The 26,401-nt window shown below is 62.3% G+C and carries 27 protein-coding genes and 1 tRNA gene; 20 read left to right on the top strand and 8 right to left on the bottom strand.

Annotated features, from left to right (window positions below; translation table 11 throughout):
• Window positions 1-121: 121 nt before the first annotated feature.
• The 4 genes from EGN72_RS14940 to acuI are packed head-to-tail and all read left to right on the top strand — an operon-like array spanning window position 122 to window position 3,674.
• Window positions 122-925: a DUF2182 domain-containing protein gene (locus EGN72_RS14940; protein ID WP_233587155.1), complete on the top strand. Its 804-nt coding sequence runs from the start codon at window positions 122-124 to the stop codon at window positions 923-925.
• An 11-nt stretch (window positions 926-936) separates the two neighbouring features.
• Complete coding sequence (locus tag EGN72_RS14935; RefSeq protein ID WP_127048951.1) at window positions 937-1,560, top strand: DUF1326 domain-containing protein; 624 nt, start codon at window positions 937-939, stop codon at window positions 1,558-1,560.
• 11 nt (window positions 1,561-1,571) lie between these two features.
• Window positions 1,572-2,672 carry a dimethylsulfoniopropionate demethylase gene (locus tag EGN72_RS14930; RefSeq protein ID WP_127048949.1) on the top strand — a complete coding sequence of 367 codons (1,101 nt, stop codon included), beginning with the start codon at window positions 1,572-1,574 and terminating at the stop codon, window positions 2,670-2,672.
• Window positions 2,673-2,684: 12 nt separating this feature from the next.
• Window positions 2,685-3,674 (top strand): acryloyl-CoA reductase, encoded by a 990-nt coding sequence (gene acuI, locus EGN72_RS14925; RefSeq protein ID WP_127048947.1) that lies wholly within the window; start codon window positions 2,685-2,687, stop codon window positions 3,672-3,674.
• A gap of 40 nt (window positions 3,675-3,714) precedes the next feature.
• Here the strand turns inward: acuI and EGN72_RS14920 are convergent, their stop codons facing one another.
• Window positions 3,715-4,671: a FliM/FliN family flagellar motor switch protein gene (locus EGN72_RS14920; protein WP_158623204.1), complete on the bottom strand. Its 957-nt coding sequence runs from the start codon at window positions 4,669-4,671 to the stop codon at window positions 3,715-3,717.
• Window positions 4,672-4,821: 150 nt separating this feature from the next.
• Between EGN72_RS14920 and EGN72_RS14915 the strand changes: the two genes are divergently transcribed.
• Window positions 4,822-4,898: transfer RNA gene (locus EGN72_RS14915), tRNA-Ile, on the top strand.
• Between the two features lie 44 nt (window positions 4,899-4,942).
• On the opposite strand, the gene EGN72_RS14910 is transcribed toward EGN72_RS14915, so the two are convergent.
• On the bottom strand, window positions 4,943-5,392 hold the full coding sequence (locus EGN72_RS14910) for a hypothetical protein (protein WP_127048943.1): 450 nt from the start codon (window positions 5,390-5,392) through the stop codon (window positions 4,943-4,945).
• A gap of 243 nt (window positions 5,393-5,635) precedes the next feature.
• Here EGN72_RS14910 and EGN72_RS14905 point away from each other — a divergent pair, with 243 nt between their 5' ends.
• Genes EGN72_RS14905 through EGN72_RS14895 form a run of 3 tightly spaced genes read left to right on the top strand, consistent with a single transcriptional unit; the run spans window position 5,636 to window position 7,850 of the window.
• Complete coding sequence (locus EGN72_RS14905; RefSeq protein WP_127048941.1) at window positions 5,636-6,340, top strand: ABC transporter permease; 705 nt, start codon at window positions 5,636-5,638, stop codon at window positions 6,338-6,340.
• Window positions 6,334-7,050, top strand: coding sequence for an ATP-binding cassette domain-containing protein (locus EGN72_RS14900; protein ID WP_127048939.1), 717 nt, complete (start codon window positions 6,334-6,336; stop codon window positions 7,048-7,050). The genes EGN72_RS14905 and EGN72_RS14900 overlap by 7 nt, the downstream gene beginning before the upstream one ends.
• Window positions 7,047-7,850 (top strand): substrate-binding domain-containing protein, encoded by an 804-nt coding sequence (locus EGN72_RS14895; protein ID WP_127048937.1) that lies wholly within the window; start codon window positions 7,047-7,049, stop codon window positions 7,848-7,850. Before EGN72_RS14900 ends, EGN72_RS14895 begins: the two co-directional genes overlap by 4 nt.
• Before the next feature lie 45 nt (window positions 7,851-7,895).
• Here EGN72_RS14895 and EGN72_RS14890 read toward each other — a convergent pair whose 3' ends face one another.
• From EGN72_RS14890 to EGN72_RS14870, 5 genes are read right to left on the bottom strand one after another with little or no spacing between them, the layout of a single operon-like run.
• Window positions 7,896-8,390: a DUF6505 family protein gene (locus EGN72_RS14890; RefSeq protein WP_127048935.1), complete on the bottom strand. Its 495-nt coding sequence runs from the start codon at window positions 8,388-8,390 to the stop codon at window positions 7,896-7,898.
• On the bottom strand, window positions 8,383-9,105 hold the full coding sequence (locus EGN72_RS14885) for a biotin/lipoate--protein ligase family protein (RefSeq protein ID WP_127048934.1): 723 nt from the start codon (window positions 9,103-9,105) through the stop codon (window positions 8,383-8,385). The genes EGN72_RS14890 and EGN72_RS14885 overlap by 8 nt, the downstream gene beginning before the upstream one ends.
• Window positions 9,102-10,193, bottom strand: a complete 1,092-nt coding sequence (locus EGN72_RS14880; RefSeq protein WP_127048932.1) for an Mrp/NBP35 family ATP-binding protein — start codon at window positions 10,191-10,193, stop codon at window positions 9,102-9,104. The genes EGN72_RS14885 and EGN72_RS14880 overlap by 4 nt, the downstream gene beginning before the upstream one ends.
• Window positions 10,190-10,390 (bottom strand): DUF6494 family protein, encoded by a 201-nt coding sequence (locus tag EGN72_RS14875; RefSeq protein WP_127048930.1) that lies wholly within the window; start codon window positions 10,388-10,390, stop codon window positions 10,190-10,192. Before EGN72_RS14875 ends, EGN72_RS14880 begins: the two co-directional genes overlap by 4 nt.
• 32 nt (window positions 10,391-10,422) lie before the next feature.
• Window positions 10,423-12,375, bottom strand: a complete 1,953-nt coding sequence (locus EGN72_RS14870; protein ID WP_127048928.1) for a 4Fe-4S binding protein — start codon at window positions 12,373-12,375, stop codon at window positions 10,423-10,425.
• 362 nt (window positions 12,376-12,737) lie between these two features.
• Between EGN72_RS14870 and EGN72_RS14865 the strand changes: the two genes are divergently transcribed.
• From EGN72_RS14865 to EGN72_RS14825, 10 genes are all read left to right on the top strand, one after another.
• Window positions 12,738-13,310 (top strand): DUF3305 domain-containing protein, encoded by a 573-nt coding sequence (locus EGN72_RS14865; RefSeq protein ID WP_127048927.1) that lies wholly within the window; start codon window positions 12,738-12,740, stop codon window positions 13,308-13,310.
• Complete coding sequence (locus EGN72_RS14860; RefSeq protein WP_127048926.1) at window positions 13,310-13,951, top strand: DUF3306 domain-containing protein; 642 nt, start codon at window positions 13,310-13,312, stop codon at window positions 13,949-13,951. Before EGN72_RS14865 ends, EGN72_RS14860 begins: the two co-directional genes overlap by 1 nt.
• A gap of 9 nt (window positions 13,952-13,960) precedes the next feature.
• Window positions 13,961-14,569, top strand: a complete 609-nt coding sequence (locus EGN72_RS14855; RefSeq protein WP_127048925.1) for a molecular chaperone — start codon at window positions 13,961-13,963, stop codon at window positions 14,567-14,569.
• Between the two features lie 72 nt (window positions 14,570-14,641).
• Window positions 14,642-14,842 carry a twin-arginine translocation pathway signal protein gene (locus EGN72_RS14850; protein ID WP_127048923.1) on the top strand — a complete coding sequence of 67 codons (201 nt, stop codon included), beginning with the start codon at window positions 14,642-14,644 and terminating at the stop codon, window positions 14,840-14,842.
• 79 nt (window positions 14,843-14,921) lie between these two features.
• Window positions 14,922-17,840 (top strand): formate dehydrogenase subunit alpha, encoded by a 2,919-nt coding sequence (locus EGN72_RS14845; protein WP_127048921.1) that lies wholly within the window; start codon window positions 14,922-14,924, stop codon window positions 17,838-17,840.
• A 12-nt stretch (window positions 17,841-17,852) separates the two neighbouring features.
• On the top strand, window positions 17,853-18,452 hold the full coding sequence (fdh3B, locus tag EGN72_RS14840; RefSeq protein WP_127048919.1) for a formate dehydrogenase FDH3 subunit beta: 600 nt from the start codon (window positions 17,853-17,855) through the stop codon (window positions 18,450-18,452).
• A 115-nt stretch (window positions 18,453-18,567) separates the two neighbouring features.
• Window positions 18,568-19,794: a formate dehydrogenase subunit gamma gene (locus EGN72_RS14835; RefSeq protein WP_127048917.1), complete on the top strand. Its 1,227-nt coding sequence runs from the start codon at window positions 18,568-18,570 to the stop codon at window positions 19,792-19,794.
• Between the two features lie 69 nt (window positions 19,795-19,863).
• Window positions 19,864-19,989 carry a hypothetical protein gene (locus EGN72_RS19600; RefSeq protein WP_255417438.1) on the top strand — a complete coding sequence of 42 codons (126 nt, stop codon included), beginning with the start codon at window positions 19,864-19,866 and terminating at the stop codon, window positions 19,987-19,989.
• Window positions 19,990-20,070: 81 nt separating this feature from the next.
• On the top strand, window positions 20,071-21,435 hold the full coding sequence (locus EGN72_RS14830; protein WP_127048915.1) for a sigma-54 dependent transcriptional regulator: 1,365 nt from the start codon (window positions 20,071-20,073) through the stop codon (window positions 21,433-21,435).
• Window positions 21,428-23,371 (top strand): ATP-binding protein, encoded by a 1,944-nt coding sequence (locus tag EGN72_RS14825; RefSeq protein WP_199743756.1) that lies wholly within the window; start codon window positions 21,428-21,430, stop codon window positions 23,369-23,371. The genes EGN72_RS14830 and EGN72_RS14825 overlap by 8 nt, the downstream gene beginning before the upstream one ends.
• 12 nt (window positions 23,372-23,383) lie before the next feature.
• Here the strand turns inward: EGN72_RS14825 and EGN72_RS14820 are convergent, their stop codons facing one another.
• Complete coding sequence (locus tag EGN72_RS14820; protein WP_127048913.1) at window positions 23,384-24,289, bottom strand: LysR family transcriptional regulator; 906 nt, start codon at window positions 24,287-24,289, stop codon at window positions 23,384-23,386.
• Between the two features lie 108 nt (window positions 24,290-24,397).
• Between EGN72_RS14820 and EGN72_RS14815 the strand changes: the two genes are divergently transcribed.
• Both EGN72_RS14815 and EGN72_RS14810 read left to right on the top strand, forming a co-directional pair.
• The gene (locus EGN72_RS14815; protein WP_127048911.1) at window positions 24,398-25,393 is read left to right on the top strand and encodes a zinc-binding alcohol dehydrogenase family protein; all 996 of its coding nucleotides are present in this window, start codon (window positions 24,398-24,400) and stop codon (window positions 25,391-25,393) included.
• 31 nt (window positions 25,394-25,424) lie between these two features.
• Complete coding sequence (locus tag EGN72_RS14810) at window positions 25,425-26,393, top strand: LLM class oxidoreductase (protein ID WP_127048909.1); 969 nt, start codon at window positions 25,425-25,427, stop codon at window positions 26,391-26,393.
• Window positions 26,394-26,401 lie beyond the last annotated feature (8 nt).

The raw sequence follows: 26,401 nt of genomic DNA, 5'->3' as shown, positions 1-26,401 counted from the left end.
CTTTTTCTAATTGTCTTACAATTAAATGTTTGACAATTGAATGCGATGAAAGGAACCTACGCAGAAGCGGCGGCTGCGTCTATAGGGCCGCGCATGATTCCTTGCTGAACGGGCCCGAAAAATGGCGTTTCCCTCTGATGATATGCACAGCGCGCGCCCGGTCTGGAACCGCACGGCTTTGGCATGGATGGGGTTTTACGCGTTGGTGCTGCTGGGTTGGCTGGGTGTCTTTGCGATGGCTGTGCAGAACCCGGCGGCGGATCTGGCGGGGATGCCTGCGGATTTCTGGGCGTCCCTGTGCATCGCGGCGGGGCAGGCCGCCTTTGGGCCGCTGGTGCTGATGTGGGGGCTGATGGCGCTGGCGATGATGCTGCCGACCTTCGTGCCCGCGCTGCGCTGTTTTCTGGACCTGTCGGCCGCCGGGGCCACCAGCCTGCAAGGCGCCGTGGCGCTGGTGGGTGGGTATCTGGTCGTCTGGGGTTTGGCTGCGGTGGCAGGCGCAGGCGCGCAATACGGGCTGTCGCGCGCAGGCCTTCTGGCGCTGAACGGGGCCAGCGTTTCGGGCTGGTTGACGGCGGCGCTGTTGCTGGGGGCCGGGGCCTATCAATTTACCGCGTTGAAAGAGGCCTGCCTTGCCAAGTGCCGGATGCCGCTCACGTTTTTCATGGAGCGGTGGAAGCCCAGCACCCCGCGCGCTTGGCGCATGGGGGTGGAGCTGGGCGTTTTGTGTCTTGGCTGCTGCTGGGCGCTGATGGCGCTTGGCTTTGTCGGCGGCACGATGAACCTGCTGTGGATGGGGGCCGCCACCCTGTTCATGACACTGGAAAAACTGCCCGATATCGGGCGCTGGCTGACCCGCCCTGTTGGGTTTGCCCTGATTGCCGCAGGGGTCTTTACCGCCCTGCACACCCTTCTAACCGTTTGAAAGGAAAGCCAATGGCTGCGACTTTGCCAGAGTGGAGCATCAAAGGGGAGTTGATCCTCAACTGTAACTGCACCGTGTTTTGCCCCTGTGTTGTCAGCCTTGGCAAACACCCGCCAACCGAAGGCTATTGCCAGGCCTGGGTCGGGGTGCGCGTCGATGAAGGGCATTATGACGGCGAAAGCCTGTCGGGCCTGAACATCGGGTTGATCATGGATATTCCCGGCAATATGGGGCGCGGCAACTGGAAAGCCGCCGCCTATATCGACGAGCGCGCTTCGGAAAAGGCCTATGACGGTTTGGTCAATATCTTTTCGGGCAAGGCGCGCGGCACGACGGGCCTGTTTGCGGTGATGGTGTCAGAGTTTCTGGGCGCCGAGCGGTCGCCCGTCAGCTATGAAACCGAAGGCAAGACCCGCCACCTGATCGTGGGCAAAAAGATCAACGGGGCGGTGACGCCGATTTCGGGCAAGAACCCCGATGATGAAGTGGTTGTGAAGAACACCGAATACTGGATGGGCCCCGATATCACCATCGCGCAGGCCGACAAGGGCCGCGTGCGTGCCTTTGGCCGCGTGTGGGATTTTGACGGCCGCTCTGCCGAAATTTGCCAGATCGACTGGCACGGACCGAAATAAAGGGAACCCAAATGGCCACTATCGCCCCGTCGCGCCGTGTGCGGCGCACGCCTTTTTCTGCCGGTGTCGAAGCCGCAGGCGTCAAAGGCTATACCGTTTACAACCGGATGCTGCTGCCCACGGTGTTTGACAGCATCACCGCCGATTACCGCCACCTGAAAGAGCATGTGCAGGTGTGGGATGTGGCCTGCGAACGGCAGGTGGAACTGCGCGGCCCCGATGCCGCCCGCCTGATGCAAATGCTGACCCCGCGCGATTTGCGGGGGATGCTGCCGGGGCAGTGCTATTATGTGCCGATGGTGGATGAAACCGGGGGCATGTTGAACGACCCCGTTGCCGTGAAACTGGCCGAAGACCGCTATTGGATTTCGATAGCCGACAGTGATCTGCTGCTGTGGGTCAAGGCGATTGCGCTGGGGTTCCGGTTGGATGTGCTGGTGGATGAACCCGATGTCTCGCCCTTGGCCATTCAGGGGCCGAAGGCCGATGACCTGATGGCGCGTGTTTTCGGCGATGAGGTGCGCAAGGTCCGTTTTTTCCGCTTTGGCTGGTTTGATTTCCAAGGCCGCAGCCTTGCGATTGCGCGATCTGGCTATTCCAAGCAGGGCGGCTATGAGATTTACGTCGAAGGTGGCGATATCGGGATGCCGCTGTGGGACGCGTTGTTCGCAGCCGGAGAGGATTTGAAGGTCCGCGCCGGATGCCCCAATCTGATCGAGCGGATCGAGGGCGGCTTGCTGTCCTATGGCAATGACATGACGCGCGACAATACACCGCATGAATGCGGCCTTGGCAAGTTTTGCAACACCCATACGGCGATTGGTTGCATTGGCCGTGATGCGCTGTTGCGCGTGGCCAAGGAAGGCCCGGTGCAGCAAATCCGCCCCATCGCGATCGAAGGTGAGATTCCGCCTTGTGACCGGGTCTGGCCTTTGCTGGCCGGGGGCAAGAAAGTGGGGCAGGTCACCTCTGCCGCCGCCAGCCCCGATTTCGGCGGCAATGTCGCCATTGGCATGGTGCGGATGACGCATTGGGACGCGGGCACCAAGCTGGAGGTGGAAACACCGGCAGGCATGCGGCCTGCGGTCGTGAAAGATAAATTCTGGATTTGAAGGAGAGTTCCTATGTTTAACGCATTGATCGTCGAGAAAGATGCCGAGGGGAAAACCGCAGCCTCGGTCCAGCAGATCGGGTTGGACCGTTTGCCAGAGGCCGAGGTGACGGTGGCGGTGGAATATTCCACGGTGAATTACAAGGATGGTCTGTGCATTGGCCCCGGTGGCGGTTTGGTGCGCAATTACCCGCATGTGCCGGGAATTGATTTCGCAGGCACGGTCGAGGCGTCGACAGATCCGCGCTACAATGCGGGCGACAAGGTCGTGCTGACGGGGTGGCGCGTGGGCGAGGCGCATTGGGGCGGTTACGCGCAAAAGGCGCGGGTCAAGGCCGATTGGCTGGTGCCGCTGCCCGCCGGTCTGACCACGCGACAGGCCATGGCCGTAGGCACGGCAGGCTTTACCGCCATGCTCGCCGTGATGGCGCTGGAAGATCACGGGTTGAAGCCCGGCAACGGGCCGGTGCTTGTGACAGGGGCTGCGGGGGGCGTGGGCTCTGTCGCGACAGCCATTCTGGCAAACCTTGGCTATGAGGTGGCCGCTGTCACGGGGCGGCCGGACTCGGCGGATTACCTGAAATCCTTGGGGGCGAACCAGATCGTCGCGCGCGAGGAATTGGCCGAAACCGTCAAGCGCCCGCTGGAAGGCGAGACTTGGGCGGGCTGCGTCGATGCGGTGGGCGGTGCGATGCTGGCCCGTGTGCTGGGGCAGATGAAATATGGTGCCTCGGTCGCGGCGGTTGGTCTGGCGGGTGGGGCGGCTTTGCCTGCAACGGTGATCCCGTTCCTCCTGCGCGGGGTTAACCTGCTGGGCATCGACAGCGTGATGCGCCCCTATGACGACCGGCTGCGCGCTTGGGAACGGATTGCCAAGGATCTGCCGATGGCCAAGCTGGACGCGATGGTAAAGCCCGCCGTTCTGTCTGACCTGCCGAAACTGGGGGCCGACATTCTGAAAGGCCAGGTGCAGGGCCGTGTGGTTGTCGATGTGAACGCCTGACGCCACGGCGCGAGACAGACATCAGAAAGCCGGGTAAGCCTTACCCGGCTTTTTGTATGGGCTGGGTGCCAGGTGGCTTTGGCTGGGCCCGTTTGGGCGCATCGACGCGGGCGGCGGGGGCGTTGTCTTCGACCATGCGAATGGCGCGCATGCCCCGGTTCTGGCCCAGCTTGCCCCCCGCCACGCGGGTGCCATCCAACCCTTCCAGATCAATCTGCGCGATGGACGCCGTGCCAAGCACCAAGGGATCGCCGGGTTTGAGGTTCAGCACCGTATCAATCGGCAGTTTCAGCCGCGCCAATACAGCCACGAGTTCGGCTTGCACGGATTGCACCTGCTCCCCCAAAGCGGCAGAGAACACCAGTTCAGCAGCGCGGCTGGGCGGTGCCGGGGGCACGGCGGGGGCGCGGCCACGCCCGTCGGCGGGCAGGGCAAGGATGATTTGCCCGGTTCTTGCCCCGCCACCCAAGGCAACATCGCCACGCAGCACCTGATAGGTCACATCTTCCAGCAACAGCGCCAGCGGGCGGGCATCTTCCAGAAAAGAGGCGTAGCGAAAGCCGCTGGTCCAGATCAGGTCGGTATCGTTGAGCAGCTCCAGCTCCAGCCCGGCGAGCGCCTTGTCAATCAGGCCCGAGGCCATGGCCGCATCCGTCCGGGTTGGGCGGCGGGGCGGGGCGGGGCTTGGGTTCACCCGGCCCACCATTTGCATTTCGACCACGCCCGCCAGCACTTCGGGGGCCAGCACGATCAGGCCAAGCGCATCTTTCGGCCCTTCCAGCATCACCACAAGGCTACGCTCGGGCGGCAGTTCCAACACCTCGGCCAGCGAAAACCGATCTTGCCGCAGCTCTGTCAGCCCCATTTCCAGCCCGATCGAATCGCGTGCGGCCCGCCCCAAGGCGAGCTTCCACGCTTTTGCAGCGCCTTTGACCGGTGCCGGCGCGATATTACTGCGCGCCAGACTGATCTTTTTTCTGATGCCGCTCTGTTCCAAGCAAACCCCCGTTACCGCCCTTCCTCCTTCGCATGAAAGCATTGCCAACCGGTTAACAAAGCTGCGGCGGCAAACTGGTCTTGACCCCCCGAAGCGATAGGCTTAGCAAAGCCCGGACGATCTGTTCGGTCGGATTTCCCGCCCGCTTTCGGGCCTGTAGCTCAATTGGTTAGAGCAGGGCGCTCATAACGCCTTGGTTGGGGGTTCGAGTCCCTCCGGGCCTACCAAACCCCCTTTTACAGCGTCCTGAAAAAGGCGCGATGTGCGGTGCTTAATCGTCTTTTCCGCCGCGCCAATGCGCAAGGGTTTCGCTGATCGGGCTTTGGTCTTGGACGGCAAAGCGCATTTCGCTGATTTTCCAGCGATCATCCCTACGGCGAAGCGTGACCTGCGCGCGGTAAGGCTCCTCGCTAAGCACATTATCTGCGGCGACATAGCGGGTGTGATAGTGGCCCCAGACCGTGTCGGCATCGTGAAACCCGGCCTCAACGCAGTTGCGCACCATCAGCGTCACGCGTTTCATCTTCAGCCGGTCGATGAACATCTGGCAAATCGCGCGCATTTCGGCCTCATTGCGGGCGACCACAACGCCTTGCGGGGTTTGCAGCGTGCAGGGCAAGTCGCACCAGCCCAGCGTTGCCTCCAGATCGCCGGAAATGGTCGCATCGCCTTGGCGGTCCAGATAGGTTTGCACGATGCTTTGGGCATCTTCCTCCGTCATGGTCTGGCCTCCGTCCAAGGGTGGGTCAGGGGAATGGTTGCGGGGCTGGGGCCTTGTGTCAACACCGGCTTGGCGCAAGGCCCCGGCGTTGGCAAGAATGCACCGGGGCGGCGCACCCCCGGGGGGTGGACAAATTGTCCATCAGAATTCTCGCGAATCCCCAAATTGTCCGTTTTTGCCCCTGATCCGGGGTGCTATGGAACGGCAGAGCAGCGGATGGGTTGAAAACGAGAATGCCTTGGCATGAATGATATTTGGCAAGGATTGGCGCAGGCCCTGCGGCTGGTTCTGGGGCTTGACGCGGATCTGATCGAGATTTCGGGCCTGTCCTTGCAGGTCAGCCTTGGGGCCACGCTGATTGCCTCGGTGATCGGGCTGCCCTTGGGGGCGTGGCTGGCGATCAACCGGTTCCGGGCGCGGCGGGTGGTGATTGCGGTGCTGAACGCGTTGATGGGCTTGCCGCCTGTGGTGGTGGGCTTGTTCGTCTATGTGCTGCTGTCGCGCTCTGGCCCGTTTGGCGTATTGGGGTTGCTGTTCACACCCACGGCCATGGTGATCGCGCAAGTCATCATCATCACGCCGATCATCGCCTCTATCGCGCATCAGGCCATTCGCGACCTGTGGGCCGACTACCACGATTTGCTGATTTCGCTGAACACCAGCCGCGCGCAACGCATCCGCACGCTGCTGTGGGATGGGCGGCGGGCCTTGATGACAGCTTCACTCGCCGGGTTTGGCCGCGCGATTGGCGAGGTGGGCGCGATCATGATCGTGGGCGGCAATATCGACCATGTGACCCGCGTGCTGACCACCGCCATCGCGCTGGAAACCGGCAAGGGAGAATTTGGCTTGGCGCTGGCCTTGGGTTTTGTGCTGATCAGCCTTGCGGTTCTGGTCAATCTTGCGGTGCATTTCCTGTCGCGGACGGAAAGGAGCGGGCGATGGTAGGCTCTATTCTGCCGCTGGCACTGGAGGACATCACGCTGCGCCGGGCCGGAAAGGTTATTCTGGGGCCGCTGTCTTGGGTGCTGGACGGGGCCGGGATAACGGTTGTGATGGGGCCGAACGGGTCTGGCAAAACCTCGTTCCTGCGGGCGATGCATGGGTTGGAGCGGGTGAATGCGGGACGCATCGCTTGGGCCGCACCCCTGGAGGCCGTGCGCGCGCGGCAGGCCTTTGTGTTTCAGACGCCGATACTGATGCGGCGGTCGGTGGTTGACTGTATCGCCTATCCGTTGCGGCTGGACGGTGTGGCGCGCAAAACCGCAAGGGCGCGGGCGGCAGAGGCGGCGGCCAAGGTGGGCTTGGGGGCGATGCTGGAGCAGCCCGCGCAGGTGCTGTCGGGCGGCGAGAAGCAAAAGCTGGCGCTGGCCCGCGCGCTGGTGCGGGGGCCGGAACTGCTGTTTCTGGATGAGCCTTGCGCCAATCTCGACGGCCGCGCCACGCGCGAGATTGAGGCGATCCTGCGCGACGCGCGGGAGGGTGGCACAAGGATCGTGATGTCAACGCATGACCATGGGCAGGCCCGCCGTCTGGCCGATGACATCTTGTTTTTATACAACGGTCGGCTGGTGGAAACCGGGCCGAAAGCTGTGTTGCTGGAAACCCCAACCACGCCCGAAATGACGGCGTTCATCAACGGAGAGTTGCTACCATGACCCTAAGACCCCTTGTCCTTGCATCCCTTTTGGCGCTTGGCGCGGGCAGTGCCTGGGCCGAAGACATGAAGATGGCGGTGACCACCTCTTTCGCCAATTCCGGTCTGGCCGAAGTCTTGTTGCCCGAGATCGAGAAAGACACCGGCATCACCGTGCAGCTTTTGGTGGTTGGCACGGGGCAGGCGCTGGCGCTGGGGGCGGCGGGCGATGTGGATGCGGTTCTTGTCCATTCCCGCGCGGCCGAGGAGAAATGGCTGGCCGAGGGCAATGGCACCCACCGCCGCGAGATCATGTATAATGACTTTGTGATCGTTGGCCCCGCCGCCGACCCGGCAGGCACCAAGGCCAAAGCCAACGCGCTGGACGCCTTTGCCGCGATTGCCGAAGCGCAAGCGCCTTTCGTCAGCCGGGGCGATGACAGCGGCACCCACAAGATGGAACTGGCGCTGTGGAAAGATGCGGGCGTGGACCCTGCGGGCGAATGGTATCGCGCCGTCGGTCAAGGCATGGGGGCCGCGCTGAACACCGCTGCCGGGATGAACGCCTATATTCTGGCGGATCGGGCAAGCTGGCTGAACTTTGGCAACAAGGCCGATCTGGCGATTGATTTCGAAGGCGATCCCGTGCTGTTCAACCAATATGCCTATTTGCCGGTGAACCCCGAAAAGCACCCGCATGTGAAAGCCGATCTGGTCGAGAAGCTGGAGGACTGGTTGGTCAGCGACACCGCCAAGGGCTTGATCGAAGGCTATAAAATCGCCGATCAGCAGTTGTTCGTGTTCAACGCCCAACCCAAGTAAGCGGTTGCGCCGGGGGCCTGTGCCTCCGGCGTTACTCCTCTGGCGTCAATCCTCTGGCACGGAATGGATGGCGAATTGGTCCAGCCCCGCGTCATTCGCCTCGATATAGCGGAATTGTTCGCGCACGCCGGCATCTGTCAATTCGCGCAGCACCGTCAGCACCGTGTTGGGCGCGTGATCGGCGCAGAGATCGGCCATATGGGCCAATTCCTCGGCGGCGACGGGGCGGGCGGCGTCAAGGCTTGGCGCGCCATAGACATCGACGAAATGCTGGGCCAGATGCGCGATCAGCGCTTCATATTCGGCATCTTCGATCTGGGTGGTGGCGACAAAGGTCACACGGCCAAAGGTTTCCACCCCCAGCCAGCCATTTGCAAAGGCCTGCCGCGCCTTGCCCACCAGATCGCCCTGCGCAAAGTTCGAAAATTCGAACCCGCCCGAAACTGCCCATTCCCCGGTGCGGGCCGGGTTGTGAAACACATTGCGGTCGCTTTCATCGAAATGGATCGCGCGGGCCAAAAGCCTTGGCATGTCAGACATCCTCCAACAGTTTGGACAGGCGCAGAAGATGGGTTTTTTCGCCCAGTTTCAACAACATGCCAAAGTTTTCATCGACCCCCAGAAAACGGCCCGACAGGTGGGTGCCATCCACGGGCAGCTTGATCTCTTGGCCGCGTTTCCACGCAAGCCCTTCCCATTCGCGGTGCAGCTTGGCGCGGCCCTGCGCGTCCTCCAGCCCGGTCAGCCACAGCATCGCATGGCGCGACCATGCCTCTAGCAGCAGCACGGGGTCAATCTCGCCGCAGCCTTCATGGCTGAGCGCGGTCCAGTCCGGGGTTTCGCCGGGTTCCAGCGTGTCAGGCAGGCGCAGCGTCAGTTCCAACCCCACGACCATCCAATCGGGTTCCTTGGTCGGGTCTTGGGTGGCGGCGGCGACATGCAGCCCGCCCACATGCCCCCCGTTCAGCCGGATGCCGCCTGTCCAATCCAGATGCACGGCGGTTTCGGGCGGGGCATGCGCGCCGATGGCGTTTTGCAACCCCACCCCGCAGGCACAGAACGCCGCCATCGCCTGTTCCAGCGGCATTTCCGGCACCAGAACAATCGCCGCGCGCAGCCGTTCGGGCGACAGCGACCACGTCAGCAAGCCGGAATCGACGCCGCGCTCTGCCTCGGCGATGGCCACGGTAAAGGGGTTCGCGGGGCCAGTGGCCAAGCCTTTCAGCAGCGGCGGGAAGCTGGGTGTTGCGCTCATGCCTGCCCCTTGGCGATCAGGCTGCGGGCAAGATCACGAAACGCCCGCGCCTGCGAAGAGGCCGGTTTGGACACCACAATCGGGGCGCCGCCATCGGCTGCCGTGCGAATATCCAGATGCAGCGGAATTTCCGCCAGCAGCGGCACGCCCAGCTTTTCCGCCTCACGCGCGACGCCGCCATGGCCGAAGATATGCTCCTCATGCCCGCATTGGCTGCAAACATGGGTCGACATGTTTTCGATCAGCCCAAGGATCGGCGTGCCGAGTTTCTTGAACATATCAATGCCTTTGCGGGCATCCAGCAAGGCAATATCCTGCGGGGTGGACACGATGATCGCGCCATCCACCTGCGATTTTTGCGCCAGTGTCATCTGCACATCCCCCGTCCCGGGCGGCAGATCGACGATCAGCACATCCAACGCCCCCCATTGCACCTGAAACAGCATTTGCTGCAACGCGCCCATCAGCATCGGGCCGCGCCAGACCACGGCCTCATCCTCTTGGGTCATCAGGCCCAGTGACATCAGGGTGACGCCGTGGTTGCGCAGGGGCAGGATGGTCTTGCCATCCGGGCTGGCAGGGCGGCCCGAAACGCCCAGCATACGCGGCTGGCTGGGGCCGTAAACATCGGCATCCAGCAGGCCGACCTTGCGGCCCTCGGCGGCCAGCGCCGTGGCCAGATTGGCCGAAACGGTGGATTTGCCCACGCCCCCTTTGCCCGACGCAATCGCCAGTATCCGCGCCACACCGGGAATTTTCTCTGGCCCTGCGGCTTTGGCGGGGCCATGCGCATGCCCATGGGAATGGCCCGAGGCTTTCAGGTTCGGCGGTGCGGCGGGGGCGGAATGTGCGGTCATCACGATGGACACCGTTTCAACACCTGCCAGCGCTTTCAGCTTGGCTTCGGCCTCGGCGCGGGCCTCTTCCATCTTTTTGGCGCGGGCGGGGTCAATCTCCAGCACAAAGCGCACGGCCCCGCCATCGACCGTCAGCGCCTTGACCATGCCCGCAGAGACGAGGTCATTGCCGCGGATCGGGTCATTGACGGTTTTCAGAACCTCCAGAACGGCGTCGCGCGTCACGCTCATGCAGAGGGCCCCGTGATCTTGCCTTCGACCGTATGGGTCAGGTCCAGCCCGTCGATCGTCAGCACCACACGCGCGGTAAGCGGCTTGCCCGCCACGGCGGGGCCTGCGTTGCGCACCGCCTCCTCAATCGCTTGCTGCGAGGTGACGCCGACCTGCTTGAGGAATTTGCGAAGGGACATGTTGAATTCGTCATCCATGACGAGGCTCCTTGTGATGGGGTGGGGGCGGATCAGTGATCTTTGCGTTTGCTCAGATAATCATCCGTGGTGCGCACGCGCGGGCGGTCCGCGCTGGCGAAAGGGTTGTTTTCGCTGTGATATTGCGCCTGAATGCGGCAATTGTCACACATCTGGATCAATCGGCCTGCACCGCTTTCCATGAACATGGAATGTTTGCCCGCCAGTTTCGCGCTGATCTTTTCAATCGTGGATTTCACGCCGAACAGTGACCCGCATTCGATACAGGCAAAGGGGTCCTCCTCATTCAACACGGTCAGGGACAGGGCCGCATCCGACGGGTTGAAGCGCGGTTCCAGCGTGATCGCCTGTTCCGGGCAGATGGTTTCGCAAATCCCGCATTGCAGGCAGGCATCTTCCTGAAACCGCAGTTGCGGCTTGTCGGGGTTATCGACCAGCGCACCATTGGGGCAGAGAGAGGAACAAGACATGCACAGCGTGCAGGCATCGCTATTCACCAGCACCGCGCCATAAGGGGCACCTGCGGGCAAGGGCATCGGGGCGGTGGCATCAGGCAGCAGGGCCTTGGCGGCCAGACGCGCGATCTGGCGGCGGCTGCCCATGGCCAGAACCGGCGTGGCCTGCAACGGGGCCGGGCGCGCGCCATAAAGCAGATCAGACAGCGCGTCAGGATCGGCCAGATCAATCAGGCGCAAGCGGTCTGCACCGCCCATGGCGGCGGCCAGCGCAATCTCGGCAGTGATCGGGTCGCGTTCGGTGCGGGGGGCGGCGAGGATATCGACGCTGTGAAAGCCGCAGGCAAGGCTTGCCAGCAGTTCGGCATGGCCAAAACCCGCCAGCGCCTCGACCGCCAAGGGGATCACATCGGCGGGCAAACCGCGCCCAAAGCGTGCGGCGAGGGCGATCATCTCGACCCCGTGATCGTCATGCACCAACAGGCGCGGCGCGCGCCCCCCTGCGGCCAGATAGGTTTCGGCCAACACACGCACGCGGCGCAGCACATGGTCCACGGGCGGCGCGTCATAGCGGATCGCCCCCGAAGGACACAGCGCCGAGCAAGCCCCGCAACCCGCGCAGACCATCGGGTCAATGTCGATGTGGTCGCCCGCAGGCCGGATGGCGCTGGTGGGGCAGACATCAAGGCAGCGGGTGCAGCCCGTTTGGCCCGCGCGGGAATGGGCGCACAGATGCTGTTCCAGCACCAGATGCAGCGGCTTTTCAAAGGTGCCGACCATCTGGCTGGCCTCATGCACCGCCGCAGCGATAGCCAGCGGGTCGCCGGGGTCCACCCGCAAATAGCCGTCGCGTTTATGCGGGGCGGGAAACAGGCTGGTGCCGCCCGACAGATCGAGGATGACATCGCAGGTCGTGGTGGCATTGTCGCGCGGCGCGCCAAGGGTAAAGCCGCCGCGCCCGCCCGGTTCCAGCATTTGCAACGCATCAAGATGCAACGAGAATGCGCCCAACGTGCCGCTGGCGCGTTTCAACCGCCCGCGCACCACCTCTACCGCGCGGGTCAGCGGCAAGTCACCTTCATCGGTGATCAGCACGGTCACGGCCAGCGTCTCGGCCAGTTTTTCCGCCGCCGGAACCGCGATTTCGGCGCGGCCGATCACAAGGCAGATACCTTCGGACATAACGTCCACCGATTTGTAACCGGGGGCGGGGATCTGGCTTTCCGCGATCAGCGCGGCCATTTTGGGCATGGTCTTGGCGTCATCCGACCAGCCCGCGCGGTCGCGGATATCCACGCAGCCCGGTGCCTCGGCCCCCAGTTCCTGCGCCAGTTCGGCAAAGCGGGGGGCCTCTTGTGCGCAGGCAATCAGCGCATCGCCCGCCTCTATCGCGGCGGCGGCGGCTTTCAACTCGGTCGTGCAAAGCCCGGTATGCACCCTCGAGCAGGCCAGCCCGGTCGCCGCAGACAGCCCCTTGGCGTCTATCTTTTGGCTGCCCAGACAATCACACAAAATCAAGTGTTTAGCCACTATATTCCCCCCATGCTTGCGCCCCGGTTCTTGGCCTTGGGGTCGCTGGCAGGCGTAAGCTAGGCATAAAACCAACCGGGCCGTAAAGCCAAATCCGCGCCAAAACCCCGCCGCAGGCCGTTGATTCGCGCAATAAATCGCATTTCATTTCCGACCAAAAAACACAGGTTTTCGGGGCGGTCATTTCGTCCATCTGCTTGGGCGTGGCCAAAGGGCAAACTGGACAAAATGTCCAGTCGGGCGAAGGGGCGTGGTGAAAATCCTCGATTCGGGAAAAAAACCTTGGAAGTGACGCGCTGCACCGCGCAAACTTCCGCTACGGCGGCTCAAGACCGCCGACCTTGGGAGGGGTTTTCCACTTTATGGCGCTTGTCCGCGCATATCTGCCGATTGGCATCATCGTCCGCAAATCGCCCGGCGTCACCCGTTGGGCGAAATGGTCGTGGCGCGTGGTTGCGGTGTTGCCGGGGGCAGGGCCTGCCGATTGGCGAGAGTTGCGCCGCGATGGTGACGCGGTAGAATATCATGCTGCGACCTTGAACCTTGATCTGTGGTCCTCGGATACCGAGGCCTATCTGGTCGGGTTGTCGGCCAAGATCCCCAGCCTGATCGTCGTGATGCGAGAGGTGCCCAACAGCGCCTCGGGGATGCCGTTCGAACCCGTGATCGTCACCGCCTCGCCCTATGAGGGGCAGGATTATCTGGACAGCGGCGATGGGCTGATCGAATCCGTGCCGATGCCCTTGGGGCTGATTGGCTGGGTGCGCGATTTCGTGCAGGAGCATCACGTCGAAGAAGTGTTCATCAAGCGCAAGCGCGACAAGAAGCGCATGGATCTGGTGGAGGATGGCAAGGGCGATGCCCGTGTGCGGCAGCTTTCCGATGTCTATCGCGCGCCGCGCAGCACGCCGACTGAATCCGGGGGGGCGCTGTGATGCAGGGGGCCACTTCCTTCTGGGCGCGGCGCAAGGCGGCGGTGCAAGCCGAAGCTGCCGCCGAAGCTGCCGCCGTGGCCGCCGAAGCGCAGGCACGGGCAGAGGCCGCCGAGGCCGAGGCATTGGCTGCAGCCCAAGCCGAAAAGACCGATGCCGAGATTTTGGCCGATCTGGGCTTGCCGGACCCTGACAATCTGGCCATGGGCGATGATTTCAGCGGCTTCATGGCGCGCGCCGTGCCTGAACATCTGCGCCGCCGCGCGCTGCGCAAGCTGTGGGTCAGCAACCCGGTTCTGGCCAATCTGGATGGTTTGGTCGATCACGGCGAGGATTACACCGATGCCGCCACCGTCATTCCGGGGATGCAAACGGCCTATCAGGTCGGCAAGGGCATGATGCGCCATGTGATTGCGCTGGCCGAACAAGCCGCCGCGAAAGAGGCCGCCTTGGAGGAGGCCGAACAGATGCCGGATATGGCGCAGGATATGGCAGCGCCCGAGGCTGATATCGCAGAGGCGGATTGCACAGAGCCCACGATGGCGGCGCCGGAACTGGCGCCGACCGCGCATCGCCGCGCGGAACCCGAAGCCGATGCAGCACTACCGCCCCGCCGCCACATGCGCTTTGATTTTGCAAGTTAGGACGACCAGATGACCGATATCGCCACAGATCATCAGATTGCCGAAGAGGACGCGCTGCGCGCCGATCTTTACAGCTATCTGTCGGCCCTGCTTGCCAGCCCGCCCAACCGCGAGCTGATTGCGCGCACCGCCGCATTGACCAGCGATGACACCCCGCTTGGCAAATCCTTCGCGACCTTGGTCAAACTGGCCAAAGCCACCACCCCCGCCGCGGTGGAGCGGGAGTTCAACGCGCTGTTCATCGGTCTGGCTCGGGGGGAGTTGCTGCCCTATGCCAGCTATTACATGACCGGATTTCTGAACGAAAAGCCGCTGGCCCTGCTGCGTGCCGATATGGCCGCGCATGGGATATCGCGCGCGCCGAATGTGTATGAGCCGGAAGATAACATCGCCAGCCTGCTGGAAATGATGGCCGGCATGATCGAAGGCCGCTTTGGCCCGCCCGCCAGCCTTGAGGCGCAAAAGACCTTTTTCAACCGCCATCTGGCCCCTTGGGCGCAGCATTTCTTTACCGATCTCGAAGGGGCCAAGGGGTCTGTCTTTTATGCGCCGGTGGGGGCGATTGGCAAAATCTTCATGACGATTGAACGCGAGGCTTTCCGGCTGGGCGGGCAGTGACAAATCCGGCTGCGGGGCGCCCGTGGCCAAACCATCCGGCGCAGCGGCGCCAAAACACAAAAGGGAAACACAATGGTCAAGAAAACCGAAGCAGAGGCCGCAACCAACGAAGGCCGCCGGAATTTCCTGAAACTGGCAGGCACGGCGGCCCCTGCGGCTGTGGCTGCCGTCGCCCTGACGGGCAGCGCGACCGAGGCCGAGGCACAAGCCCCCGCCACCGGGTTGCAAGACACCGCGCATACCCGCGCCTATTTCGCCTCGGCCCGGTTCTAAGGCCATCTGATCTGGGGTCCGCATCACCGGACCCGCTTTGTGACACCCAAGGCCAGCCGGCCACCTGAGGGAGAGAGAGATGCTAAGAAAAAAGACAAACGGGATTGAACGGACGGGGCATCGCAGCCCGCTTCTGTCGGCCATGTCCAGCACCAGCGTGGATCGGCGCAGCTTTTTGCGTGGCTCGGGCCTTGCGGTGGGCGGCTTGGCGATGCTGGGGGCCACGGGTGGCACGGTAACAAAGGCCCATGCCCAAGCCGCCGTCGCCCGCGCCGTGGATACGGTGAAATCGGTTTGCACCCATTGCTCTGTCGGCTGCACCGTGGTGGCCGAGGTGGATAACGGTGTCTGGATCGGGCAGGAGCCGGGCTTTGACAGCCCGTTCAACCTTGGTGGCTATTGTGCCAAGGGGGCCTCGGTGCGCGAACATGCGCATGGCGAACGCCGCCTGAAATACCCGATGAAGAAAGAAGGCGGTGAGTGGAAGCGCATCTCGTGGGATCAGGCGATCACTGAGCTTGGCGACAAGATGATGGCCGTGCGCGACGAAAGCGGGCCGGATTCGGTCTATTGGCTGGGGTCGGCCAAGCATAACAACGAACAGGCCTATCTGTTCCGCAAGTTTGCCGCCTATTGGGGCACCAATAACGTCGACCACCAAGCCCGGATTTGCCATTCGACCACGGTGTCGGGTGTGGCGAATACCTGGGGCTATGGCGCCATGACCAACAGCTATAACGATATCCACAAATCTAAGGCGATCTTCCTGATCGGCGGCAACCCGGCCGAGGCGCATCCGGTGTCCTTGCTGCATATGCTGAAAGCCAAGGAAGAAAACAACGCGCCGCTGATCGTGGCCGACCCGCGCTTTACCCGCACGGCGGCCCATGCGGATGAATATATGCGCATCCGTCCCGGCACCGATGTTGCCGTGATCTGGGGCATGCTGTGGCACATCTTTGAAAACGGCTGGGAGGATAAAGAGTTCATCCGCACCCGCGTCTGGGGGATGGACCAGATCCGTGATGAGGTGAAGAAATGGACGCCAGAGGAAACCGAGCGCGTCACCGGCGTTCCCGGCAGCCAAATGGAACGCGTGGCCCGCACGCTGGTCAACAACCGCCCCGGCACGCTGATCTGGTGCATGGGGGGCACGCAGCACACCAATGGCAATAACAACACCCGCGCCTATTGCATCTTGCAACTGGCCTTGGGGAATATGGGCGTTGCCGGTGGCGGCACCAATATTTTCCGCGGCCATGACAACGTGCAGGGTGCCACCGATCTTGGCGTTCTCAGCCATGACCTTCCGGGCTATTACGGGCTTGCCCCCGGTGCCTGGGCGCATTGGGCGCGGGTCTGGGAGGAAGATCTGGATTGGCTCAAGGGGCGCTTTGTCACGCTGAAAGGGCCGGATGGTGCGCCCGTGCTGGACAAGGATGGCAATGAGCGCAGCCTGATGAATGAAAACGGCATTCCGGTGTCGCGCTGGATTGATGGCGTGTTGGAGGATAAGGCCAATATCGACCAGAATGACAATATCAAGGTCATGGTTCTGTGGGGCCACGCGCCCAACAGCCAGACGCGTATGACCGAGATGAAAACCGCGATGGAAAAGCTGGATACGCTGGTCGTGATTGACCCGTTCCCAACCGTTTCCGCCGTGCTGCATGACCGCACCGATGGCGTTTACCTGCTGCCTGCAACCACGCAGTTCGAAACGCGCGGCTCGGTCACGGCGTCAAACCGGTCGTTGCAATGGCGCGACAAGATCATGGAACCGCTGTTCGAAAGCAAAACGGACCATGAGATCATCACGCTCTTTGCCAAGAAGTTCGGTTTTGCCGACCGCCTGCTGCGCAATATCAGCATGGACAGCGAGAATGAGCCGAATGTCGAGGACATCACGCGCGAGTTCAACAAGGGCATGTGGACGGTAGGCTACACTGGCCAATCGCCGGAGCGGATCAAGCTTCACATGGCCAACCAGCACACCTTTGACAAGACGACCTTGCAGGCAATCGGTGGCCCTGCCGATGGCGATTACTACGGTCTGCCTTGGCCCTGCTGGGGCACGCCGGAAATGAACCATCCGGGCACGCCGAACCTCTATGATATGTCCATGCCAGTGTCCAAAGGTGGGCTGACCTTCCGCGCGCGTTTCGGGGTAGAGCGGGACGGCCAGAACCTGCTGGCCGAAGGCGTCTATTCCGTCAATTCGGAAATCAAGGACGGCTATCCTGAATTCACCATGCAGATGCTGATGGATCTGGGCTGGGACAAAGACCTGACCGATGCGGAACGCGCCGCGATTGACGCGGTGGGCGGCCCGACCGCTAACTGGAAAACCGACCTGTCGGGCGGCATCCAGCGCGTGGCGATCCTGCATGAATGTGCGCCTTACGGTAACGCCAAGGCCCGCACGGTTGTCTGGACCTTCCCCGACCCGGTGCCACTGCACCGCGAGCCGCTCTATACCAACCGCCGCGATCTGGTCGCCGATTATCCGACCTATAGCGACCGCAAACTTTACCGTTTGCCGACGCTCTATGCCTCGATCCAGTCCAAGGATTTCAGCAAGGATTACCCGATCATCCTGACCTCGGGGCGCTTGGTGGAATATGAAGGCGGCGGTGATGAAACCCGGTCGAACCCGTGGCTTGCGGAATTGCAGCAAGACATGTTCATCGAGATCAACCCGCGGGACGCCAATAACCTTGGCGTGCGTGACAAGTCGCAGGTCTGGGTGGAAGGCCCGGAAGGCGGCAAGGTCAAGGTGATGGCAATGGTGACAGAACGGGTGGGCGCGGGCGTGGCCTTCATGCCCTTCCACTTTGGCGGCCATTTCCAGGGTGAGGACCTGCGCAGCAAATACCCCGAAGGCGCCGATCCGGTTGTCTTGGGCGAAAGCACCAACACCGCGCAAACTTACGGCTATGACAGCGTGACCTTGATGCAGGAAACCAAGGCCACCCTTTGCAAAATCTCTGCGGCTTAAGGAGCAAACATCATGGCAAGAGCCAAATTTCTATGTGATGCCGAACGCTGCATCGAATGCAATGCCTGCGTAACGGCCTGTAAGAACGAACACGAGGTGCCATGGGGCATCAACCGCCGCCGGGTGGTCACGATCAATGACGGCAAGCCGGGCGAGCGTTCGATCTCGGTGGCCTGCATGCATTGTTCGGATGCGCCCTGCATGGCGGTTTGCCCGACCGATTGCTTTTACCAGACGGCGGATGGCATCGTTCTGCACTCCAAGGATCTGTGCATCGGCTGCGGCTATTGCTTCTATGCCTGCCCCTTTGGCGCGCCGCAATATCCGCAAGCGGGCAACTTCGGGTCGCGCGGCAAGATGGACAAATGCACCTTCTGCGCCGGTGGCCCCGAAGAAGACCATTCCACCGCCGAGTTTTCCAAATATGGCCGCAACCGGATTGCCGAGGGCAAATTGCCGATCTGCGCCGAGATGTGTTCGACCAAGGCGCTGCTGGCCGGGGATGGTGACACCGTTTCCGCCATCTACCGCGAGCGCGTTGTCGCGCGCGGCTTTGGTTCGGGCGCTTGGGGCTGGGGCACGGCCTATGAAAGCAAGGCAGGCTCTTTGTAAGGGCGGCGTGGTCCTTGCCGGACAGGGCAGGGGCCAATGCCTTTGATCGTCTGCCCGCAGTGTCCCCAGCGCTGCGGGCGGGCGTTTCCATTTCTTTAGAATTCAGGTGGCGGTGATGATCCCCAGACCCTTCTTCTTGCTGATCCTTGCCCTGCTGGCAGCCCCTTTCGCGCCGCTGGGCGTGCAGGCGCAAGAGGCCCCGGTGATCGACCGGTCAGCCACCGGCGGCGCCTCTACGCTAGAGGATATTCTGGCGCGGCAGGCCCAGCAAAAGCTGGATGACAGTTACCGCAGCGAGGATGTCGGCGACCCGGCACGCGCCGCGCCGGAAACCGCGCCCTTGGGCAGTCTGGGCGGCATTTCGCAAGCCGAGGATTGGCGCGCGCTGCGCTATAACAAGGCCGATGTAACGGTATCGTCGCGCAGCCCGGCGGCGGATGTGCTGATGCAGGATGGCGGCATGGCATGGCTGGCCTTTCGCGCAGGCCCCTTGATCACCTATGGCGGCTGGTTGCTGCTCGGCACTCTTGCGCTGCTGGCGCTGTTCTATGCGCTGCGGGGGCGGATTCGGACAGATGGCCCGTTGACGGGCCGGAAAGTGCTGCGTTTCCCCTCTATCGAACGCTTTGCGCATTGGCTTTTGGGCGGCTCGTTCATTCTGTTGGGGCTGACCGGTCTGTTCCAGCTTTTCGGGCGCAAATTCATCATTCCGTTGGTCGGGCATGAGGCCTTTGCCCCGCTGGCGGTTGGCGGCAAATGGGTTCACAACAATGTGGCCTGGGCCTTCATGCTGGGGCTGGTGATGGTGACGGTGTTCTGGCTGGTTCATAACATCCCCAACAAACACGATCTGAAATGGCTGGCCGTGGGCGGCGGATTGTTCAGCAAAGGCGTCCACCCGCCTGCCAAGAAGTTCAACGCCGGCCAGAAGATCATCTTCTGGGCGGTGCTGGTGCTGGGCATTTCCATCTCAGTCTCCGGGCTGTCGCTGCTGTTTCCGTTCGAATTGCCGATGTTTGCAGGCACGTTCGATCTGCTGAACGGCACCGGACTGCCGCAGGCGCTGGGGTTCGGCACCCTTCCCACCGCGCTGGCCCCGCATGAGGAAATGCAACTGGCGCAGCTGTGGCATGCCATCATTGCCTTTGTCTTTATCGCCATTATTCTGGCCCATATCTATCTCGGCTCTGTCGGGATGGAGGGGGCCTTTGATGCCATGGGCTCGGGCGAGGTCGATGAACAATGGGCCAAGGAACACCACGGGTTGTGGCTGGACGAGGTGAAGGCGAAAGCCGCCGATGCCAAGGCCGGTGCCAACAAAGCCGCGACCCCGGCGGAATAGGCCCTGCCTGTGCGCGGGCAAACCATTTCGGTGGCCATCCGGCTGCCCAAGGATAAAGGAATGATCTGAATGAAAAGCATGTATCTGGCTTTTCTGGCGATTGCTGTTGTGGCGGTTGTGGCCTATTTCGGGCTTGGCTATGCTGGGTTTTCCAGTCAAGAGGTCACAAGCAGCCCTGCTGTCCGGCTGAACTAGGCGCGGCCTTGTGCAGGGAATGACACGGGGCCGCCGGTGCTGTGACCGCTGTGATCCGAACCTGAAAGGCAAGCCGCGCTGATGACACCGGTTGAACACTCAGACCCCACCGCGGCCCCGGAACCGGCCGAGATTGACAGCATTCTGGCGCATATCTCGGTTCTGGTGGTGGATGATGAACCCGGCATGCGCAATTTTCTGCTGCGCATTCTGGGCCCGCGCTGCAAACGGGTGGAGGAGGCCGAGAATACCGAAGCCGCCACCAAACTGCTGGACGGCCATCACTTCGATCTGATCATTCTGGACAATGTGATGCCCGGAAAATCGGGGCTGGACTGGTTGTCCGAACAGCGCCGCGTCGGCCTGTTTGCCGATGCCATCCTGATGACAGCCTATGCCGATCTGGATACGGCCATCCATGCTTTGCGGGTGGGGGCGGCGGATTTCGTGCTGAAACCCTTCCGGTCCAACCAGATTTTGAACGCGGTCAGCCGCTGCATGGATCAACGCTATTTGCGGCGAGAGAATTTCTTGCTGAAATACGAATTGCGCGCCGATAGTCCGGGCGGGCGCGGACGGTTGATCGGCCATTCGCCGGGGCTGACGGCGGTGCGCAAAACGCTGGAGAAAGTGGCGCGGACGCCCACGGCGGTGCTGTTCACCGGCGACAGCGGCACAGGCAAGGAAATCGCGGCCCGCACGCTGCACGCCATGTCAGACCGCGCCGAAAAGCCCTTTGTGCCGATCAACTGCGCCGCCATCTCGCCCGACCGGATGGCCGCCGAATTGTTTGGCGATGTGGCCACCGGGCGAGAGGGGCTGTTGCTGCATGCCTCTGGCGGGACGCTGTTTCTGGATGAGGTGGGGGAACTGCCCTTGTCGGTGCAGGCGACCTTGCTGCGCGTGATCGAAGATAACCGCATCCGCCCCGGCGGGGCCGAACGTGAGGTGCCGCTGAACCTGCGTTTCGTCTTTGCCTCCAACGCTGATCTGGCGGCCAGCGTGGCGCGCGGCAGTTTCCGCAAGGATCTGTATCACCGCATCAATGTGCTGACGGTGCAGATGCCCAAATTGACCGAACGGATTGGCGATATAGCCGATCTGGCAGAGCATTTCATGGGGTTGTTTGCCCGCCAGCAGGCCCGCGCGCCCTTGCCCATCCCGGAATCGGTGCTGCTGCGCATGGCGCAATATGATTGGCCCGGCAATGTGCGCGAATTGCGCAACCTGATCGAACGCTCCATGATCCTTGGGGAATTCCCGCCCGAATTTTCGGGGGCCGAGGATGGCGCCCATGCCGAACCCGCGGAATCGCTGCACGCGGTAGAGCGGCGGCATATCCTGTCGATCCTTGAGGCTTGTGGCGGCAACCGGGCCGAGGCGGCGCGGCGGCTGGGGGTGTCGCGCAAGACGATTGATCGCAAATGTGCGCAGTGGAATGAATGAACCTGCCCGCAAACCTGATGTGACGCTTTGGGCCGCCGCGCGCCGCTCGGTCCGGGTGCGGATGCTGCTGATCGCGCTGTTGCCCTTGTTGATCGTGCTGCCCTTGCTGTTGGTCACAGCCGTCAAAAGCTGGACCACGCGCTTTAACGAGGTGTTGATCGCCAAGGTTCACACCGAATTGACGATTGCCAATCAGCATCTGGCAGGCTTGCTGGCCAACCGGGGCGCCGCGATTGAGGCGCTGGCCGCCTCTGCCGCGTTTCAGGCCACGCCTTTGGCCGAGCGGGAGATGTTTCTGGAAACCGCGCGCAAGAAGCTGGGTTTTGACTTTCTGTATTTCACCACAAAGGCAAAGGGGTGGCCCGTGATCGCCGGGGCCTTGGCCGGGCATACCCAAAGCGCGATTGATATTTTTGAGGCCGAGGACTTGGCCGCGATTTCACCGCTGCTGGCGGCACGGGCGCAAATCTCCTTGGTGGACACCAAAGCCGCCGTGGCCACCGACCGCTTGGGCGAAAGCCGGGGGATGCTGGTGCATGCGGCGGCACAGGCACCGGGGGGCGCGCTGGTGGGGGGCGTGCTTTTGAATCGCAACCTCGATTTCATCGACCAGATGAATGAACTGGTCTACCCCTCGGGCAGTTTGACCGAAGGCACCGCCACGCTGTTTCTGGAAGATGTGCGCATCAGCACCAATGTGCGCCTGTTTGAAGATGTGCGCGCCATTGGCACCCGCGTTTCGGCGGCGGTGCGCGCGCGGGTGCTGGACGAAGGGCGCATCTGGCTGGACCGCGCTTTTGTGGTGAATGACTGGTATGTTTCGGCCTATGAGCCGATTATCGACAGTTTCGGCAAGCGGGTCGGTATGCTCTATGTCGGGTTTCTGGAGGCGGGTTTCACCGAAACCAAGCGCCGCACGCTGTATCAGATTGCGCTGACCTTTCTGGTCGTGGTGTTGTTTTCGGCCCCGGTGCTGCTGCGGTGGGCGCGCGGCATCTTCAAACCGTTGGAGCGGATTGACGGTGTGATCCGCGCGGTGGAAAAGGGCGATCTGGGCGCGCGGGTGAACCTTGCGGCCAAGCAGGATGAGATCAGCCGCGTGGCGGCGCATCTGGATATTCTGCTGGATCAGTTGCAAGAGCGCGAAAAGCGGCTGCGCGATTGGGCGGATGTGTTGGAAAGCCGGGTGGCAGAGCGCACGGCAGACCTTGCGGCAGCCAATCTGCAACTGGAACAGACCACGCGGCAATTGATCCTGTCGGAAAAGCTGGCCGCGATTGGCGAGATCACAGCCGGCGTCGCGCATGAGATCAACAACCCGCTGGCGGTGATCCAAGGCAACTTCGACGTGGTGCGCGATGATCTGGGCCCGCGCGGCGACAGTCTGCGCACCGAATTCACCCTGATACAGGAGCAGATTCAGGCGATCCATATCCTTGTCACCAAATTGCTGCGCTTTGCCCGGCCCGAGGAATATGCCGATGCGGGCAGCGGGTTTGACCCCAACGCGCTGGTGCAGGAAACGCTGCCGCTGGTGCAGCATTTGCTGGGCGGGGCCGGGATTGATCTGGCGTTGGATTTGCAGGCGCGCGGCATGGTCGCGATGAACCAGACAGAGTTGCAGCAGGTGCTTGTCAACCTGATGGTCAATGCGATTCAGGCGATGCCAGAAGGGGGAAGCTTGCAAATCTCAACGCAGGATGCCGATGCCGCGACCGTGCGGATAGAGGTGCGCGACAGCGGGCGCGGCATCGCACCCGAGGTGTTGCCGCGGATTTTCGACCCGTTCTTCACCACCAAAAAGGCGCTTGGCACCGGGCTTGGCTTGTCGATCAGCAAAACCCTGATCACCCGGGCTGGGGGGCGGATAGAGGCGACAAGCGAACCAGGGCAGGGCAGTTGCTTTGTGATCGACCTGCCGATGATACAGGCCTGATCACGGGCTGACCTAGGCCGCCCAATCCGCACGATTGCCCAGATGCTGGATCAGGAAATCCATGAAAATCCGTGTCTTGGGTGTCAGCACATTCGACCTTGGATAAACGAGCCATAGCACCGCGCCATCGTTCATTTTCCACGTGGGCAACACCCGTTGCAACTGCCCCGAGGCAAGCTCTGCCGCGACATTCCACAGCGAATTGATCGACAGGCCCACCCCGGCAAGGCAGGCAACGCGCTGCGCATCACCATCGTCCAGTAAGGTGCGGCAGATCATCTGGGCCGGGTCCAGAACGGCAATTTGCCCATCGGGGCCGATCATTTCGCGCCTGTCCAGATTGGCCCAAGCGATCAGGCGGTGGCCGCGCAGGTCTGTCGGGGTGGTTGGGGTGCCTTGGCTGGCCAGATAGGCCGGGGCGGCGCATAGCACGCGCGAATCTGCGGATAGTTTACGCCCTTTCAGGCTGCTTTCCGTCAGCGGCGCAGAGCGCAGCGCCAGATCAAAACTGCCTTCAATCGCGTCAAACCGCGTGTCTGATAGCCGCAGGTCCAGCGTCAGATCGGGGAACTGCGCCTGAAACTGCGGCAGCAAGGGCATGATATGGCGCTGCGCAAAGCTGCTGGGTGCTGCAAAGCGCAGTGTGCCTTTGGCTCCGGCCTCTGCGCCGCCCAGAACCGCCTTGGCGGCATCGGCCTGTGCCAAAATCTCCCGCGCGTAGGGCAGGAAATCCGAGCCTTCGATGGATAGTGACACTTTGCGCGTGGTGCGGTGCAGCAGCTCTGCGCCCAGCTCTTGCTCCAGCTTCACAAGCCGCGCGCTGGCCACCGCAGGTGCCAGCCCCAGCGCTTGCCCCGCCGCCGAAATATTCAGCCGTTCGGCGGCCATGACGAAAAGGCGCAGATTGTCAGTGTCCATGGTGATTATATCGTAAACCCGAAAAATGAAATCCGAAAATCGCCAGTTTTATGGATTTTCGCAAGGGGTTAGGTGGGCAACAAGCGAAACTTTCTTGAGGATAGGCAAATGAAAGCGATTGGCTACAAAACCGCTGGGGCGGCTGATGTGTTGGACTGGATTGAGATGGACCGCCCCACCCTTGGCCCGCGTGATCTGTTGGTGGCGGTGAAAGGTGTGTCGGTCAATCCGGTGGATGTAAAGCTGCGGGCCGCCGTGACGCCCGAGGCAGGCGCGCGGATTCTGGGCTTTGATGCGGCGGGGATTGTGGTGGAAACCGGCGAAGCGGTGCAGCACTACAAGGTCGGTGACGCGGTGTTTTACGCCGGTGATCTGACCCGCGCCGGAACCAATGCCGAATTTCATGCGGTGGACGAGCGGATCGTGGGCCGCAAACCGCAACGCCTTGATTTCGCAGAGGCCGCGGGCCTGCCTCTGACGGCGATCACCGCTTGGGAAATGCTATTTGACTCATTCCGTCTGGTGGAAGGCGGCGGCGAAGGCCAAAGCCTGTTGGTGATTGGCGGGGCGGGGGGCGTGGGCTCTATCCTGATCCAATTGGCCAAGACCTTGACCAAGCTGACGGTTATCGCCACCGCCTCGCGCCCGGAAACGCAGGATTGGGTGCGCAAAATGGGGGCAGATCATGTGGTCGATCACCGGGGCGACCTTGTGGCGCAAATGGCCGATCTGGGCATCAGCCCGACCCATGTCGCGGCCCTGACGGCCACCGATCAGCATTGGTCCGCCATCATCGACATGATCGCACCGCGCGGTCAAATCGCCTTGATCGACGACCCGCAGGGGTTGAACATCGCCCCCGCAAAGCCCAAAGCGCTCAGCCTGCATTGGGAATTCATGTTCACCCGCTCCATGTTCGCAACTGACGATATCGCCGTGCAGCGCGACTTGCTGAACCGGGTATCCGCGATGATTGACGCAGGCGCGTTGCAATCGACCATGACCGAAAACGCGGGGCCCTTGGGGCTGGAGGCGCTGCGTGCCGCCCATATCCGGCAGGAAAGCGGCAGCGTGATTGGCAAGCAGGTGTTTGCGGGGCTATGACCCCCGCATACCCGCCAGAAGGGGGCAAGCGATGCAGGATGATCTGACATCCCAAGGCTTCCGGCCATTGAACCGGGCCTTCAATCAGGTGTTTCGTCCCGGGCGGTTAAGCTTGGGTCTGGTGCTGCCGCTGGAACGCTATGCCAGCAGTGCCGTGCCGGATATGGCCCACCATGTCGAGCGCGCGCAACTGGCCGAGCAATTGGGCTTTGCCGCGCTATGGTTACGCGATGTGCCGTTCAACGTGCCCTCTTTTGGCGATGCCGGTCAGGTGTTTGACCCCTTTGTCTATCTTGGCGCGCTGGCGGCGCTGACGCAGCAGATCGCGTTAGGCGTTGCCAGCGTGGTGCTGCCGTTGCGCCACCCCGCCCATGTGGCCAAGGCCGCGGCCTCGGCGGATGTGTTGTCGGGTGGGCGGTTGCTGTTGGGTGTGGCTTCGGGGGATCGGCCGGATGAATATCCGGCGCTGAACATGGGCTATGCGGACCGGGGTGCGCGGTTTCGCGACAGTTTCAGCTATATCCGCGCCATGGCCCAAAGCTTTCCGCGCGCTGACAGCGCGCAGGGCAGGCTTTCGGGGGGAATCGACATGTTGCCCAAACCGGTGGCGGGGCAATTGCCTTTGCTGATCACCGGGGGCAGCCAGCAAGCGCCGGACTGGTTGGCGCGGCATGGCGATGGCTGGATCACCTATCCGCGCGATCTGGCCGCGCAGGCCCGTGCGGTTGCCACCTATCGGCAGGGTATACAAGCAGCGGGGCTGGCGGACAGGCCCGTCATGCAATCGCTTTACGTTGATCTGGTGGCAGATCCAGAAGCGCCGCCCCGGCCCATTCACCTTGGGTTTCAATCCGGCACGGGGTATTTGCGGCGGTATCTGACCGGATTACAGGACATCGGAATAAACCATGTCGCATTGAACCTGCGATTCACCTCGGCCGAAATCTCGCCCAGCTTGCATCGTCTGGCCCAAGAGGTTTTGCCCGATTTCACGCGTTAGGACCAAAG

This window comes from Pseudorhodobacter sp. E13 (assembly GCF_003991405.1).
In the GTDB taxonomy this organism is placed as follows: domain Bacteria; phylum Pseudomonadota; class Alphaproteobacteria; order Rhodobacterales; family Rhodobacteraceae; genus Pseudorhodobacter.
Note: the sequence above shows the minus strand (reverse complement) of the source record. Positions and strands in the feature narration are given on the sequence as shown.